The following is a 14,626-nucleotide window of genomic DNA, read 5'->3' as shown; positions in this document are numbered from 1 at the left end:
ACAGCACGGGCGCGCGCGGGTAAACCATGCCGAACGCCAAGATTTTCCGTAAGGACGCGCCCACCATGCCCAGCGTGAACGATATCCGCTCCACCTTCCTCAACTATTTCGAGCGCAACGGTCACACCGTCGTGCCGAGTTCGCCGCTCGTGCCGCGCAATGACCCGACGCTCATGTTCACCAACTCCGGGATGGTGCAGTTCAAGAACTGCTTCACCGGGGTGGAAAAACGCGATTACGTGCGGGCCACCACGGCGCAAAAATGTGTGCGCGCGGGCGGTAAGCACAACGATTTGGACAATGTCGGCTACACGGCGCGGCACCACACGTTCTTTGAGATGCTCGGCAACTTTTCCTTTGGCGATTACTTCAAACATGAGGCGATCCCCTTTGCCTGGGAGCTGATCACCAAGGATTTCGACATTCCGAAGGACAAGCTCTACACCACCGTCTATCACACCGATGACGAGGCGTTCGAGATTTGGAAAAAGGTCGGCGTGCCGGAAGATCGGATCATTCGCATCGCCACCTCGGACAACTTCTGGCAGATGGGCGACACTGGACCTTGCGGGCCGTGTACCGAGATTTTCTACGATCACGGCGATCACATCTGGGGTGGCCCTCCGGGCAGCCCGGAAGAGGATGGCGACCGTTTCATCGAGATCTGGAACCTCGTGTTCATGCAGAACGAGAAATTCGCCGATGGAACGATGACCGATCTCGACATGCAGTCGATCGACACCGGCATGGGGCTTGAGCGGATTTCGGCGCTTTTGCAGGGCTCGCACGACAACTACGACACCGACATGATGAAGTCGCTGATCGAGGCGTCTGCGCATGCGACCTCTGTCGATCCTTATGGCGACAAGAACGTCCACCACCGGGTGATCGCGGATCACCTGCGCTCGACCTCTTTCCTCATCGCCGACGGGGTGATGCCGTCGAATGAGGGCCGGGGCTATGTGCTCCGCCGCATCATGCGTCGCGCCATGCGTCATGCGCATCTTCTGGGTGCGAAAGATCCGATCATGCACAAGCTCGTGCCGGAACTAGTGCGCCAGATGGGGGATGCCTACCCGGAATTGCGCGTCGGTCAGGCGATGATCGAAGAGACGCTGAAGCTCGAAGAAACCCGTTTCATCCAGACGCTGGATCGCGGGTTGAAGTTGCTGGAAGACGAGCTGGTCGACCTGCCCGAAGGCGAAAAGCTTCCGGGCGAGGCGGCGTTCAAGCTTTACGATACCTACGGCTTCCCGCTCGATCTGACCCAGGATGCGCTGCGCGAAAAGGGCGTCGAGGTCGACACCTCTGGCTTTGACGCGGCCATGGCCGAGCAAAAAGCCAAAGCGCGTGCGGCCTGGGCCGGCTCTGGCGAAGCGGCGGATGCGACCGTCTGGTATGACATCGCCGAGGACAAAGGCACCACGGAATTCCTAGGCTATGACACCGAGAAGGCCGAGGGCGAGATCGTGGCGCTCGTTAAAGACGGCGCGCGCGTGGACAGCGTCAAAGAGGGTGACACGGTGCAAATCGTGGTTAACCAGACGCCGTTCTATGGCGAGTCTGGCGGTCAGGTTGGCGACACCGGCGTGATCCGCGTGGAAAAATCCATCGCCAAAGTGACCGACACGAAAAAGGTCGCGGGCGTCTTCATCCATTTCGCCACCATCGAGACCGGTGAGATCAAAGTCGGCGCACCGGCGGCTCTCGAGGTTGATCACACCCGCCGGTCTGCCATTCGCGCCAACCACTCCGCGACGCACCTGTTGCACGAAGCCTTGCGCGAAACGCTTGGCGATCACGTGGCCCAACGCGGGTCTCTGAATGCGCCGGATCGTCTGCGCTTCGACTTTTCGCACGCCAAAGCCTTGAGCGCCGAGGAAATCGCCAAGGTCAAGCGCGACGTGAATGCCTTCATCCGCCAGAACACTGCGGTGGAAACCCGGATCATGACCCCGGATGACGCCCGTGCACTTGGAGCGCAGGCGCTCTTCGGCGAGAAATACGGTGACGAGGTTCGTGTGGTCTCCATGGGACGTGCGGACACCGGCAAGGGCACGGATGGCCAGACCTATTCGCTCGAACTTTGCGGCGGCACCCATGTGAAACGCACCGGCGACATCGGGGTTTGCGTGGTGCTGGGCGACAGCGCGTCCTCTGCCGGTGTGCGCCGGATCGAGGCGCTGACCGGTCAGGCGGCGATTGCCCATCTCGAATCCGAGGCGCATCGCGCGGCTGAGGTGGCGGCCCTGCTGAAAACCCCGGTCGCCGAGGTGGTGGACCGCGTCAAGGCGCTCGCGGACGAGCGCAAGAAACTGGAGCAGGAGGTCGCCAACCTCAAGCAACAGATCGCGCTTGGTGGCGGTGCCAAAGGCGGGGTCGAAGCCAAAGAGATCGGCGGCGTGAAATTCCTCGCGCAGGCGCTCTCGGGCGTCTCCGGCAAGGATCTGCGCGGCTTGATCGACGCGCATAAAAACAATCTCGGCTCCGGCGTCATCCTTCTGATCGCCGAAGAAGACGGCAAAGTCGCAGTCGCCTGTGGTGTGACCGACGATCTGACCGGCAAAATCTCCGCCGTCGACGTGCTCAAGGCCGCTGTGCCCGCGGTGGGCGGTCAGGGCGGCGGTGGTCGTCCGGATATGGCGCAGGGCGGGGGCAAGGACTTCTCCGGTGCCGAGGCTGCCATTGCTGCCGCTGAAATGCTTTTGAAAGGATAAGACATGCCCGCTCTCTGGATCGCCAATATCAAGGTCACCGACGAAGAGGCCTATGGCCGCTACGCCAAACTCGCAGGCCCCGCGATTGCCAAGCACGGTGGCACCTTCCTTGCGCGGGGCGGGCGCTATGTCCAGCTTGAGGGTAATGACCGTCCGCGCAATGTGGTGACGCGGTTCGACAGTGTCGAGGCCGCCGTCGCCTGCTACAACAGCCCTGAATATCAGGAGGCGCTGAGCCACGCCAATGGCGCTTCCGAGCGGGACATCGTGGTGATCGAAACCACCGAGTGAGATCTCTCACAGGATTTGAATGCGGCGCGGGGGACACTCCGCGCCGCTTTTATTTGGAAAACGGGTTTTTCGGGCTGCGATCGAAGGACAGCGTGTTCGTGCTCTGATGCACCAGCTCCTCGATGGCGTCGGCGAGATGCACCGTGTCGATGTGATCGTCGCCCGCCGCCACGCGAATGAAATGCGCACGGTGCAGCACATCGGTATGGGTAAACCCCTGCGGCGGCTCAAACCGATAGCTCGCAAGTTCGATCAACATGCCGTTCGGTTCACGGAAATAGATGCTGTCCATGAACCCGCGATCCTTGACGCCGGAGTGCTTGACGCCGCGCGCATCCAGCCGCTCCACCACCTGGTCGAAAGTGACCTTCGAGATGTTGAACGCCAGATGATGCAGCGAGCCGGGCCCCTGGTCGATCTTGTGACGGCCCGGCTTTCGCTCCTCATTGGTGAACACCGTGATCAGCCGCCCGTCACCCGGATCGAAATAGAGATGGCCCTGTTCGGGCGCGTCCAGATTGGGTTGGTCAAAGACGAAGGGCATGCCCAAAACGCCCTCCCAGAAGTCGATGGAAGATTGCCGGTCCGCGCCGGTGATGGTGATGTGGTGAACCCCCTGGGTCTGAATCTTACGCATGGACGTGTCTCCTTTCGGCCCAAGATAGGCGAAAAGCCCGCCACACCGTAGTCCTGCCCGCGCACAGAGACTGCGCGCCAAAGAGAAAGACCCGCCGGTGAAGGCGGGCCTTTGGTTTCCTTTGTGCCTGAAATACTCAGACTTACGCGCGCTTACTGCGCCGCCTTGGCGTTGCGCTTGCGCTCGTGCGGGTCGAGGTAGCGTTTGCGCAGGCGGATGCTTTCCGGCGTCACTTCGACCAGCTCGTCGTCGTTGATATAGGCGATGGCCTCTTCCAGCGACAGGGTCTTGGGCGTGGTGAGACGCACCGCATCGTCGGTGCCGGAGGCGCGCACGTTGGTGAGTTTCTTGCCCTTGAGCGGGTTCACTTCGAGATCGTTGTCACGCGAATGCTCGCCGATGATCATGCCCTGATAGACCTTTGCCTGAGCGCCGAGGAACAGCTTGCCGCGCTCCTCGAGGTTCCACAGCGCATAGGCCACGGCCTCGCCGTCTTCCATGGAGATCAGAACGCCCTGACGACGGCCCGGGATCGCGCCTTTGTAGGGGGCCCAGCTATGGAACACGCGGTTCAGCACGCCGGTGCCGCGGGTGTCGGTGAGGAACTCACCGTGATAGCCGATCAGACCGCGCGACGGCACATGCGCGATGATCCGCGTCTTGCCGTTCTGCTGTTTCATCTCGGTCAGGTCGCCCTTGCGCGGGCCGGTCAGTTTCTCGATCACCGCGCCGGAGTATTCATCGTCCACATCGACGGTGACTTCCTCGATCGGCTCCATGCGCTGACCGTTCTCTTCGCGCATGATCACCTGCGGACGAGAGATCGACAGCTCGAAGCCCTCGCGGCGCATGTTCTCAATGAGAACGCCCATCTGCAATTCGCCTCGACCGGAGACTTCGAAGGCCTCGCCGCCGGGGGTGTCCTTGATCTTAATCGCGACGTTCGACTCGGCCTCTTTCATGAGGCGGTCGCGGATCACACGGGACTGAACCTTCTTGCCTTCACGACCGGCCAAGGGGCTGTCGTTGATGCCAAAGGTCACGGTGATGGTCGGCGGGTCGATCGGCTGGGCTTCGAGCGGTTCGTCAACTTCCAGCGCGCAGAGCGTGTCGGAGACGGTCGCTTTTGTCATGCCGGAGAGCGACACGATATCGCCCGCGACGGCCTCTTCGATCTCCGCCATGGCGAGACCGCGGAAGGCCTGGATTTTCTTGACCTGGAATTGCTCGATCTTCTGACCGTTGCGGGTCAGGGCCTGAATGGTTGCACCGGCCTTGATCTTGCCGCTCTCAACACGGCCCGTGAGCAGACGGCCGAGGAACGGGTCGGAGCCCAGCGTGGTGGCGAGCATGGTGAAGGGCTCGCCCTGTTTCTTGATCTGTTTCGGTGCGGGCACGTGGTTCAGGATCAGGTTGAACAGCGCGTCGAGGTTCTTGCGCGGTCCGTCGAGTTCGGCGTCACACCAGCCGGAGCGACCGGAGGCGTAGAGATGCGGGAAGTCGAGCTGGTCCTCGTCGGCATCGAGCGAGGCGAAGAGATCGAAACACTCGTCCAGCGCGCGGTCCGGCTCGGCGTCCGGTTTGTCGACCTTGTTCAGAACCACGATCGGGCGCAGGCCGAGAGCCAGCGCTTTCGAGGTCACGAATTTGGTCTGCGGCATCGGGCCTTCTGCGGCGTCCACCAAAAGGACAACGCCATCGACCATGGAGAGGATGCGCTCCACCTCGCCGCCGAAATCGGCGTGGCCGGGGGTGTCGACGATGTTGATGCGATGGCCTTTCCACTCGACCGAGGTGGCTTTCGCCAGAATGGTGATGCCGCGCTCGCGCTCCAGATCGTTGGAGTCCATGGCACGCTCGGTGGTGGCCTGGTTTTCGCGGAAGGTGCCCGATTGTTTCAGAAGCTCATCGACAAGCGTCGTCTTGCCGTGGTCCACGTGGGCGATGATGGCGATATTGCGAAGATCCATAGGGTGGGGTTTCCGTCGTGAATATGTCTTGGCCCCGCGCCTAACGGGTGAGAGGGCAAAAGGCCAGCTTTAAAGCACCCGAACGGTGTGAAAAGCCGTTCAATGTGATGCGGTGTGCGAGAAAAGGTGGATGACAAGCACGCCTGCGATGATCAACCCCATGCCAAGAGCCGCCGCGAGGTCGATTTTCTGCCCGAAGGCGACGAGGCCGACAAGGGTGATCAAAACGATGCCGAGACCGGACCAGATGGCGTAAACCACCCCCACCGGCATGACCTTGAGCACATGGGTGAGGAAATAGAAGGCGAGGCCATAGCCGATGACCACCGCAGCGGTCGGCAGAGGTTTGGTGAACTGCTGCGAGGCATTGAGCGCCGAGGTGCCGATGACTTCGGAGACGATGGCGGCAATGAGGAAAAGGTAATGTTTCGGCATGATCCCGGCTCCGTTCACATCGCGATATAGCGGTCGCGACGGTGGTTGATTGCGATCACGAGGTTCACGACGACAGCGCCCAGAAGCGAATAGAGCACGAGGGGCAGGGGCATCACGAAGAACGCGATGGCAAACAGGCAGGCGTCGAAGGCCAGTTGGACATAGCCCGCCTTGAAGCCGGTCGCGTCCTGAAGATAGAGCGCGAGGATGCCCAGTCCGCCCAGCGATCCGCCGTGGCGAAAGATCGCCATGAGGCCCGCGCCGGTCATGAACCCGACCATCACCGCACCGAACCAGGGTGTGACGCCTTCGAAGGAGACCATCGAGGGGAACCATTCCGAGAGAACCGAAATCAGCGCCACGTTGACAAAGGTCTTGCCGACGAAGACCTTGCCCATGCGTTTGTAGCCGAACCAGTAGAATGGCAGGTTGACGGCAAAAAAGACCCAGCCGAAGGGCAGGTCGGTGACATAGGAAATCAGCACGGCCAGCCCCGCCATCTGCCCGGTGATCAGCCCCAGAGACCGCAGCATGACAAGGGCGAAGGCACACATGGAGGTGCCGAAAAGATAGCCCTGAAGATCCTCGAACCATGTGTGTTTCTCGGGTTTTTGCACATCCGTTTGCATGAGTGTCCCCGGTCTTTCGTCGGTCAGTTGGCGATATAACGGTCCCGGCGGTGGTTGAAGGCGATCACGCCATTGAGAACCGCCGCGCCGAGGAGCGAATACAACACCCGCGTCGGTTCGAAAAGGAAGAACGCCACGGCAAACAGCACGGCGTCGAAGCCGAGCTGGACAATGCCTGCCCGGACGCCGAAGCGGTCCTGTGCCACAAGCGCGATGACGCCGAGTGCGCCGAGTGAGCCCTTGTGCCGGAAGATTCCCAAAAGCCCATAGCCCGCCAGAATGCCGAAGGCGACCGTGCCGAACAGCGGGTTGATGTAGGAAAACGTCATCCAGTTCGGAATCTGCGCGATCAGGACGGAGGCGACGGTGACGCAAATCGCTGATTTTACGGTGAATTCCGTGCCCATGCGGAACCATGCCAGCGCATAGAACGGCACGTTGATCAGCCAGAACACCCAGGAGAACGACCAGCCGGTGAGATAGGAGATCACCAGCGCCAGCCCCGCCGTCTGTCCGGTGATGAAACCGAGCTGATTGATGATCACCAAGCCGATGGAGGTGGTGATAAGCGCGATGGAAAAGCCCTGCACATCCTCGATGAGGCTGTGTTTCGGGGGATTCTCCGGAAGGGGTAAGGGGGCTGGCATAAGCTGTAGGTAGGACAGCTTTGCTGACCTGTCTAGCGCAAAATGCAGCTTGCCCATGACAAAATCGGAGCGGGGCGCAGGGCTGAGGAAAATTGCAGCAGTTCAGGTGGCGGTTGTTTGCAATCCGAACAGAGACTGGGTCAGCGCGGGCGTCGCGACGGGCGTGGTTGCGACGGGAGAGCGGGGCTCTGCACGCCGCGCCTCCGACAGGCGCTGCAATTCTTCGATCCGGTCGAGCGCACGCTGATGAAACGCGGTCGGGTCGCCATGGCGCCGCGACATCTCGATCCGGGCCTTGAACCCTTCGATCAGATCCATGGGCGTGGTGGCGCCGAACTCCGGCGTGTCAATGAGCCCGGCTTCATAGAGCATGTCGTGCATATGCTGCACAAACCGCTCGCCGCGCGTCTCAAGCGCCATCATGGTGCCGAAATCGTAGACGCCATTGTCGCGCAGCCGGTCGGCCAGTTCGTCGATCTGGCGCGGGGTGATCGCGGTGAAATCGTATTCTGCGTAAATTTCTTCGGCGCTCATGGCGGGGGTGAAGCCGCTCCGGGCCTCTGCCGCACTTTCCGGTCCCGGGGATGGGAGCGGGAGGCCTTTTGGCACGGGCTGCGGTATCTTCGTGTCGGCGGCAATCTGCATGGCGGAACCTTTTGGGTTGGGGGTCATTCGATCCAAAGGCGTTGGGCCTGAAACAGCACCAGCGTCTCCGCGAGTTGCGGGGGCGAGACGGTGGCAGTCGCGACCGGGCGGGTCATCTGTGCTTCCTCGAGCTTGAACAGGTGTGTGGACAGGCGCTCGGTGTCCTGACCGTAACGCCGTGCCAAGGCCAGATCGGAGCGGGTTTGCGCGATCAGGTCCATCGGCGCATCGGGATCGAACGCCTCGGCACCGCCAATGCCATAGACGCTGCCGGAATGTTCCATATCGGCACGATAGCTCGCCCCCTGGCGTTCGAGCCCCATGACAAACCCCAGATCGTCGAAGCGCGCGGCCTTCAGATCGGCGGTCAGCCGGTCGATCTCATTGGCGGAAATCGCGGTGAGGTCGTAGCGGGCAAAGATGTCGCGTGCGCTCTGAACCGCAGTGCTTTTGCCGGTGTCGGTGGTGGATTTCGCCGGGTTTTGCGGCGAGTCTTGCGAGGCCGGGCCGTCGGACACCGAAGAGCCGCGCGCCTCCGCATCCGGGACGGCGGTCCGGTTTTGCGACTGGCTGCCCTGGGGGGAGCCCTGTGTCGTCCCTTGGGGGGCGGGAAAATGATAGGCAGAGGAAATCTGCATCGGAAACCTTCTGTTCTCCTGATGATCAGAAGATAGGTGCCCGTGGTTTAAATTCGAGATAACAGGTAAAATTGCGCGGAAATTTTACGGCGTAATTTTTCCGCGCAATCCGTAGGTTATGGTTAATTCTTCGTGATCGTCGTGGCGATCAGCCGAACACCAGTGACAGCCCCAGAAGCGCCGAGGCCGCGCCGAGGAAGCGGGGCGCGAGCGGATGGGCGCGGGCCATGAACTGGGCCATCACGATGCCCGCCGCATGCAGCGCCGCGGTTGCGAAGATGAAACCGACGCCAAAGCCCATCGCATGGGCCGCACCGAGTTCCGCGCCATGGGCATGGCCGTGGAACAGGCCGAAGAAGGCGGCGATGGCGACCCCGCCCCAGAGACCCGGACGCACGGCGAAGCTGACCAGGAGGCCGATCACGATGGCGGAAGCGAGGATCATCGGTTCGACGAAGGGCAGGGGCAGGCCGGTGATGCCGCCGATATAGCCCAGCGTCATGGCGCCGACGAAGCCCGCAGGCACGGCCCAGAGCGCCTTGCCGCCGATCTGCAGCGCCCAGACGCCGACGGCGAGCATCGCCAGCACGTGATCGAGACCGAAGAGCGGGTGGCTCACCCCGGCCAGAAAGGAGCCGTGCTCCTCGGGCGGCAGATGGGCGAGGGCGGGGCTGGCGAGAAGGGCGAAAAGCCCGGTCAGGAGATATTTGTTCATGACTGTCCCTTACTGAAGTCAACGGGCGCCCCGGGTTGGGTCACGCCTCTGCCCAACCTGACGAAGCCGCACGGCACAGGCAAGGGGCGGGGCGGGCTTTGCGGCAAAAAGGACACGGTTTCCTCGCGGAAGAAAAAAACCTTTGCCTCAAATTCGGGCGTCATCCATGGTGCGCTCATTGCAAACAGCCACGAAGGAGGGCGACATGATCATCAGCATTCGACATACCCTCCGTGGACACGCCTCTGCGGCGATGACCCTGTGTGGCAAGGGAGCTGGCAAAGCTCTGCGATCTTAAACGATCCTTTTCCTGAAAACCCGTCATCGCTGCCGTGTCTGTTCTTTGCAACGGGCCGGTTAAGACGTCTTCTGATTTCCGACATTTTGTCTTGGATCGGGCGTCCGGCGCGGCCCATTTCTTCCAAAATCTCTCAATAGGGCCCGGTGTTTGCCGGGAAAATCTCATGTTGGTTTCCAATCCCTCCGCGCCGCTTTCCCTGCGGCAGGCTCTGCAACCCCTGATCGAAAGTCACGGCTTCTGGCAGGTGCTCCGCGCCGCCTTTGCCGCGCGTGGCGCGCTCAAACGCGAGGCACGGCTGGCGAAAAACCCGGGCGATCTCAATGCACATCTGCGCCGTGACATCGGTCTGCCGCCCGAAGCGCCTCCGGGAAAGGCGGAGTGGCAGGATTTCCGCTGATAGACTGCGCATGACATCGGCATAAAAAAGGCCGGAGCGTGCGAGCTCCGGCCTTTGTGGCGGGGTGGACTGGGGATCTCAGCCCGCCAGAGCCTTGTTCAGGTTCTCGTCGATCTTCTCGAGGAAGCCCATGGTGGTGAGCCAGCCCTGGTTCGGGCCGACGAGCAGGGCAAGGTCCTTGGTCATGAAACCGCTTTCGACGGTGTCGACGATGACTTTTTCCAGCGTGGTGGCAAAGCGCATGAGCTGTTCGTTGCCGTCGAGTTTCGCGCGGTGCTTCAGGCCGCCGGTCCAGGCGTAAATCGAGGCGATCGAGTTGGTCGATGTGGCTTCGCCCGCCTGATGCTGACGATAGTGGCGTGTCACGGTGCCGTGGGCGGCTTCGGCCTCGACGATCTTGCCGTCTGGGGTCATGAGTTGCGAGGTCATGAGACCCAGCGAACCGAAGCCCTGCGCCACGGTGTCGGATTGCACGTCACCGTCGTAGTTTTTACAGGCCCAGACAAATTTCCCGGACCATTTCATCGCACAGGCGACCATGTCGTCGATCAGCCGGTGTTCGTACCAGATGCCCGCCTTTTTGAAGGCATCGGCGAATTCCTCTTCGTAGATCTCCTGGAAGATGTCCTTGAAGCGACCGTCATAGGCCTTGAGGATGGTGTTTTTCGTCGAGAGATAGACCGGCCAGCCGACGTTGAGACCGTAGTTCAGCGAGGCGCGGGCGAAATCGCGGATCGAGGCGTCGAGGTTGTACATGCCCATGAACACGCCCTCCGAGGGGGCGTCATAGACCACATGTTCGATCTCCGTGCCGTCCTCGCCGGTGAATTTCATCGTCAACTGCCCCTTGCCGGGGAAGCGGAAATCGGTGGCCTTATACTGGTCGCCGAAGGCGTGACGGCCGACCACGATCGGGTTGGTCCAGCCGGGCACGAGGCGCGGCACGTTCTTGCAGATGATCGGCTGGCGGAACACCACGCCGCCGAGGATGTTGCGGATCGTGCCGTTGGGCGATTTCCACATTTTCTTGAGGCCGAATTCCTCGACGCGTTGCTCGTCGGGGGTGATGGTCGCGCATTTGACGGCGACACCGACCTCCTTGGTCTTCATCGCGGCGTCGATGGTGATCTGGTCCTCGGTGGCGTCGCGCTCTTCGATGCCGAGATCGTAATAGAGCAGGTCGATGTCGAGGTAGGGCAGGATGAGTTTCTTCTTGATGAAATCCCACATGATGCGGGTCATCTCATCGCCGTCCATCTCGACGATGGGGTTGTCTACCTTGATCTTGGTCATCTGGGGGAGCTCCATGAGGGGTCTGGGAGAGTCGCTTTCTTTTAGACCATATCCGAGGCGAGTGGAAGATGTGCATACCATTGTATACCAAATTTTCACAAAGCTGAGAGTGGCGGTGGGGGGGGCTGCGTGTTGCGGCCTTCGGCTTTGCCCGATTTCGCGGCAGTTCATGCCGTCACGAAATGTGATTTTAAAGTTGACAGAAAAACTAAGAATTCATACACGGCGTCTCATACGCTTTCCCGGCAGGTGCATGCCGGTGCCAGGCAGCCCAAGGTCCCCGAACCCGGCCCCCGAGATCACGAAAGCCCAAGATTCAACCGATCCGGAGACATCAGAGGGGATTCTCATGACCGTATTTCTATGGCCCGAACGGGCCCGCGCCCGGCTGCTGCTCAGTGCCGCGCTGGTTCTGCCTGGCCTGCCGCTTGCCGCACAGGATATGACACAGCTCGACCTGATCGTGGTTCAGGGCGAAACGGAGGAGGGGGCAGAGACCCTCTCCGGCGGCTCCGTCAGCACGATCGACGGCACGGCGCTGGTCGAAACCTATGGCGGCGATGTTGCGACCGCGGTGCGCAATGCGCCCGGTGCCTTCACCCGTTCGCCCTCCGACAGCCCGGCGGTTTCGGTGAACATCCGTGGCATGCAGGGCTTTGGCCGGGTCAACACCATGATCGACGGTATCCCGCAGACCTTCCGCAACATGTCGGGGCATGGCGGCTCCTATGACGATCAGGTCTATCTCGATCCCGGTTTGCTGGCCGAGGCGGATATTGCGAAAGGCGCGGTTGCAGGGGCGGCCGGCATGGGCGCACTGGCCGGGGCTGCGAATTTCCGCACCATCGGCATCGACGATCTGCTGGAGGAAGGGGAGACCTCCGGCGGTATGGTGCGGCTGAGCTTCGGCGACAATGGCAAGGATGCGGCGGCGACGTTTGCGGGCGCGATGCAAAGCGCCGACGGCGTGTTCGGTGGCATGGCGGCGGTGAGCGGTTATAACGACGGGCCCTATCAGGATGGCGATGGCACGGAGACCAGTGAGTATTACAAGGACGAACCGCGCACGCTTCTGGCCAAGATGCGCTATCGCCCGTCGTCCGATCTCGAATTCAACCTGACCGCGCAGGATTACGACAACACTTTCTACCCGACCAGTTCATCGGGCTACATCTGGGATGTGAAACGTCAGAGCGTGGTGGCGGAGATGGCCTATGATCCGGGCGATCCGCTGATCGACGTCAGCGCCAAACTGTACTGGCAGGAGCTGGATTTCAGCTTTCCGACCGGCGAAGGCAAGACCTCCGGTTCCTATCTTGGGCGGGATGGCACGGATGCGACGCTTGGGGGCGATCTTTCCAATACAAGCCGCATCGCGCTGGCGAATGGAGAGCTGTTGCTGAATTACGGCGTCGCCTACACGGAGAACGATTTCGACATCAATGAATACGGCGGGTCGAACTCGGATGGCAAACTTGCGAAGTCCGGGGCCTTCCTGTCGGCGGCTTATGCGATTGGCAATTGGGAACTGGGCGCGGGCCTGCGTTACGATCACTACAAGCTCACCGGGCTGATCGACAGCGACGAGGTGTCCCGCAGCGCTGGCGAATGGAACCCCAACCTGTCGGCGCGCTATCATCTGAGCGACGCCTGGTCTGTCTATGGCTCTTACGCCCAGACCATGCGCGCGCCGACGGTGACGGAAATGTTCTACGGCGGCGGTTCGCATGCGACGGCGGCCAACTCGGTTTTGACCAACCCGGACCTTGAGGCGGAAAAGGCCGAGACCTTTGAGATCGGCGTGAGCTTTGCCCGCGAGGGGCTCTGGGCCGAGGCGGTGCTGTTCCAGTCGGATATCGACGATTACATCGGGTATCAGCAGGATACGGACAGCAATGTGCGTTATGTGAACATTGATGGCACAACGCACATGCGCGGATTGGAATTGTCGGGCGGGTTCGAAAACGACCGGTTCTTTGGCAGCCTCGCTTTCACGCTCTCCGACACGGATCAGCCGATTGCCACCTATGCTGGCTATGGTCAGGACCAATACGGCGAACTGCCGGATCAGTACCTGACTCTCGATCTCGGAATGAAACTTTTGGAGGGCGATGCCCGGATCGGCACGCGGGTGCGCTATGTCGGGGAAAGCTCGATTGCGATCATGTCCTTCGTGACCGGCGAGGGGACCGTGCAGCCGGTGGATGATTACACGGTGGTCGACCTTTATGCCTCTTGGGACGTCACGGACTCGTTGGAGCTTTACGCCAATATCGAGAACGTCGCTGACACCTATTACGTCGACGCCTCGACCGGCTCGGTGGATTACTCCAACGACTTCGGTGGGCGCGGGCGGACGATTCAGGTGGGGATGACCTACCGGTTCTGAGCCCTTCGCGGATGGAATATCAGGCGGGCCTGCTCCTTCGGGGGCAGGCCTTTTGGCGTCATCCCGCCACGATCACCCCGACCGCATAGGCGACCATGGCGCAGATGCCGCCGAGGAAGACCGTTTCCCCGATCGCGCGCCAGAGCCCGGCCCGCGTCGCCACATGGCGCAACAGCCCCAGAAGTGTCAGTGCGAGCACGGTGGCGGCCACTGCGGCGGTAAACTGGTCGGGGCCGGGGAGGCCGAGGATATAGGGCAGGATCGGGATCACGCCGAAGCTCACGAAGGAGAGGAAGGTGATCAGCGCCCGTGGCCAGAGCGCCCCCTGACCGGGGTCTTCCAGCCCCTCGACCTGCGACAGGGTGATCTCCGCCATCAGGCCAGGTGATTTGGCGGCCAGAGTTGCCATGGTGGTGGCGTCGAGCGTCGACAGCCCGTGGCCCTTGAGATGCCGGGTGAGCGCGCCGATCTGTGCCGAAGGATCGCGCGACAGCCGGGCTTGCCGCCGCCGGATCATGTCGCGCGCGGCGCGGGCAGAGAGGAATTCACCCAGCCCCATCGACGTCGCATCGGCAAAGAGATTGGCCAGCCCGAAGACCAGCACCGCCAGCGTGGCGAGCTCCCCGCCTCCCTCGGCATTGGCGCCCGCGTAACCTGCGACAATGGCGAAGGTGGTGACGATGCCGTCGTTGCCGCCATAGACGATCTGTTTCAGGTGATCGGTGAGCCTGGGCCTGGCGAACATGCTGGGATCCTTCTTGCGCGTCTCGCATCCGACTGGCTGCGATGGTAGAAGAGAGCTATAGAGCGCTCCATGACATCGCTCAAACCCGATGTGGACCGGATTTTGCGGAGAAAGCCGGGGATTTTATGGGGTATAATAATACCTATTTTTTAAGCATTTGTTTTTGAATGGAAAATC

14 protein-coding genes are annotated in these 14,626 nt (G+C 61.4%); 4 read left to right on the top strand and 10 right to left on the bottom strand.

Translation table 11 applies throughout. The features are described 5' to 3' along the window. Positions 1–65: 65 nt before the first annotated feature. Both alaS and CEW89_RS05305 read left to right on the top strand, forming a co-directional pair. Positions 66–2,717, top strand: coding sequence for an alanine--tRNA ligase (gene alaS / locus CEW89_RS05310; protein WP_096805174.1), 2,652 nt, complete (start codon positions 66–68; stop codon positions 2,715–2,717). A 3-nt stretch (positions 2,718–2,720) separates the two neighbouring features. Continuing rightward, positions 2,721–3,008, top strand: coding sequence for a DUF1330 domain-containing protein (locus tag CEW89_RS05305; protein ID WP_066704933.1), 288 nt, complete (start codon positions 2,721–2,723; stop codon positions 3,006–3,008). Positions 3,009–3,057: 49 nt separating this feature from the next. Here the strand turns inward: CEW89_RS05305 and CEW89_RS05300 are convergent, their stop codons facing one another. The 8 genes from CEW89_RS05300 to CEW89_RS05265 form a co-directional block, all read right to left on the bottom strand. Next, positions 3,058–3,645, bottom strand: a complete 588-nt coding sequence (locus CEW89_RS05300) for a VOC family protein (RefSeq protein WP_096805173.1) — start codon at positions 3,643–3,645, stop codon at positions 3,058–3,060. A 152-nt stretch (positions 3,646–3,797) separates the two neighbouring features. Next, positions 3,798–5,615 carry a translational GTPase TypA gene (typA, locus tag CEW89_RS05295; protein ID WP_096805172.1) on the bottom strand — a complete coding sequence of 606 codons (1,818 nt, stop codon included), beginning with the start codon at positions 5,613–5,615 and terminating at the stop codon, positions 3,798–3,800. 99 nt (positions 5,616–5,714) lie between these two features. Further along, positions 5,715–6,050: a DMT family transporter gene (locus CEW89_RS05290; protein ID WP_066704940.1), complete on the bottom strand. Its 336-nt coding sequence runs from the start codon at positions 6,048–6,050 to the stop codon at positions 5,715–5,717. 14 nt (positions 6,051–6,064) lie between these two features. Continuing rightward, positions 6,065–6,679: a YitT family protein gene (locus tag CEW89_RS05285; RefSeq protein WP_096805171.1), complete on the bottom strand. Its 615-nt coding sequence runs from the start codon at positions 6,677–6,679 to the stop codon at positions 6,065–6,067. A gap of 23 nt (positions 6,680–6,702) precedes the next feature. Then, entirely contained in the window at positions 6,703–7,269 is a 567-nt protein-coding gene (locus tag CEW89_RS05280) for a YitT family protein (protein WP_342352348.1), read from the bottom strand. 159 nt (positions 7,270–7,428) lie between these two features. Further along, complete coding sequence (locus tag CEW89_RS05275) at positions 7,429–7,860, bottom strand: hypothetical protein (RefSeq protein ID WP_157779763.1); 432 nt, start codon at positions 7,858–7,860, stop codon at positions 7,429–7,431. 134 nt (positions 7,861–7,994) lie between these two features. Further along, the gene (locus tag CEW89_RS05270) at positions 7,995–8,609 is read right to left on the bottom strand and encodes a hypothetical protein (RefSeq protein ID WP_096805168.1); all 615 of its coding nucleotides are present in this window, start codon (positions 8,607–8,609) and stop codon (positions 7,995–7,997) included. Positions 8,610–8,757: 148 nt separating this feature from the next. Beyond that, complete coding sequence (locus tag CEW89_RS05265) at positions 8,758–9,324, bottom strand: HupE/UreJ family protein (RefSeq protein ID WP_066704950.1); 567 nt, start codon at positions 9,322–9,324, stop codon at positions 8,758–8,760. Positions 9,325–9,788: 464 nt separating this feature from the next. On the opposite strand from CEW89_RS05265, the gene CEW89_RS05260 reads away from it, so the two are divergent. Then, entirely contained in the window at positions 9,789–10,022 is a 234-nt protein-coding gene (locus CEW89_RS05260) for a hypothetical protein (RefSeq protein WP_096805167.1), read from the top strand. A 78-nt stretch (positions 10,023–10,100) separates the two neighbouring features. On the opposite strand, the gene CEW89_RS05255 is transcribed toward CEW89_RS05260, so the two are convergent. After that, entirely contained in the window at positions 10,101–11,315 is a 1,215-nt protein-coding gene (locus CEW89_RS05255) for an NADP-dependent isocitrate dehydrogenase (RefSeq protein WP_066705080.1), read from the bottom strand. 349 nt (positions 11,316–11,664) lie between these two features. Between CEW89_RS05255 and CEW89_RS05250 the strand changes: the two genes are divergently transcribed. Continuing rightward, positions 11,665–13,704 (top strand): TonB-dependent receptor domain-containing protein, encoded by a 2,040-nt coding sequence (locus CEW89_RS05250; protein ID WP_157779762.1) that lies wholly within the window; start codon positions 11,665–11,667, stop codon positions 13,702–13,704. 58 nt (positions 13,705–13,762) lie between these two features. On the opposite strand, the gene CEW89_RS05245 is transcribed toward CEW89_RS05250, so the two are convergent. After that, positions 13,763–14,449 carry a VIT1/CCC1 transporter family protein gene (locus tag CEW89_RS05245; RefSeq protein ID WP_066704956.1) on the bottom strand — a complete coding sequence of 229 codons (687 nt, stop codon included), beginning with the start codon at positions 14,447–14,449 and terminating at the stop codon, positions 13,763–13,765. Positions 14,450–14,626: the final 177 nt, after the last annotated feature.

Origin of the sequence: Celeribacter ethanolicus (assembly GCF_002407265.1) — a bacterium.
GTDB classification, from domain to species: domain Bacteria; phylum Pseudomonadota; class Alphaproteobacteria; order Rhodobacterales; family Rhodobacteraceae; genus Celeribacter; species Celeribacter ethanolicus.
This window is presented reverse-complemented; position numbering and strand designations above follow the sequence as displayed.

Bases quoted from the DNA above. Each gene is read 5' to 3' on its own strand.
- alaS (WP_096805174.1), top strand. From the start codon at position 66: ATGCCCAGCGTGAACGATATCCGCTCCACCTTCCTCAACTATTTCGAG.
- CEW89_RS05305 (WP_066704933.1), top strand. From the start codon at position 2,721: ATGCCCGCTCTCTGGATCGCCAATATCAAGGTCACCGACGAAGAGGCC.
- CEW89_RS05300 (WP_096805173.1), bottom strand. From the start codon at position 3,645: ATGCGTAAGATTCAGACCCAGGGGGTTCACCACATCACCATCACCGGC.
- typA (WP_096805172.1), bottom strand. From the start codon at position 5,615: ATGGATCTTCGCAATATCGCCATCATCGCCCACGTGGACCACGGCAAG.
- CEW89_RS05290 (WP_066704940.1), bottom strand. From the start codon at position 6,050: ATGCCGAAACATTACCTTTTCCTCATTGCCGCCATCGTCTCCGAAGTC.
- CEW89_RS05285 (WP_096805171.1), bottom strand. From the start codon at position 6,679: ATGCAAACGGATGTGCAAAAACCCGAGAAACACACATGGTTCGAGGAT.
- CEW89_RS05275 (WP_157779763.1), bottom strand. From the start codon at position 7,860: ATGAGCGCCGAAGAAATTTACGCAGAATACGATTTCACCGCGATCACC.
- CEW89_RS05270 (WP_096805168.1), bottom strand. From the start codon at position 8,609: ATGCAGATTTCCTCTGCCTATCATTTTCCCGCCCCCCAAGGGACGACA.
- CEW89_RS05265 (WP_066704950.1), bottom strand. From the start codon at position 9,324: ATGAACAAATATCTCCTGACCGGGCTTTTCGCCCTTCTCGCCAGCCCC.
- CEW89_RS05260 (WP_096805167.1), top strand. From the start codon at position 9,789: ATGTTGGTTTCCAATCCCTCCGCGCCGCTTTCCCTGCGGCAGGCTCTG.
- CEW89_RS05255 (WP_066705080.1), bottom strand. From the start codon at position 11,315: ATGACCAAGATCAAGGTAGACAACCCCATCGTCGAGATGGACGGCGAT.
- CEW89_RS05250 (WP_157779762.1), top strand. From the start codon at position 11,665: ATGACCGTATTTCTATGGCCCGAACGGGCCCGCGCCCGGCTGCTGCTC.
- CEW89_RS05245 (WP_066704956.1), bottom strand. From the start codon at position 14,449: ATGTTCGCCAGGCCCAGGCTCACCGATCACCTGAAACAGATCGTCTAT.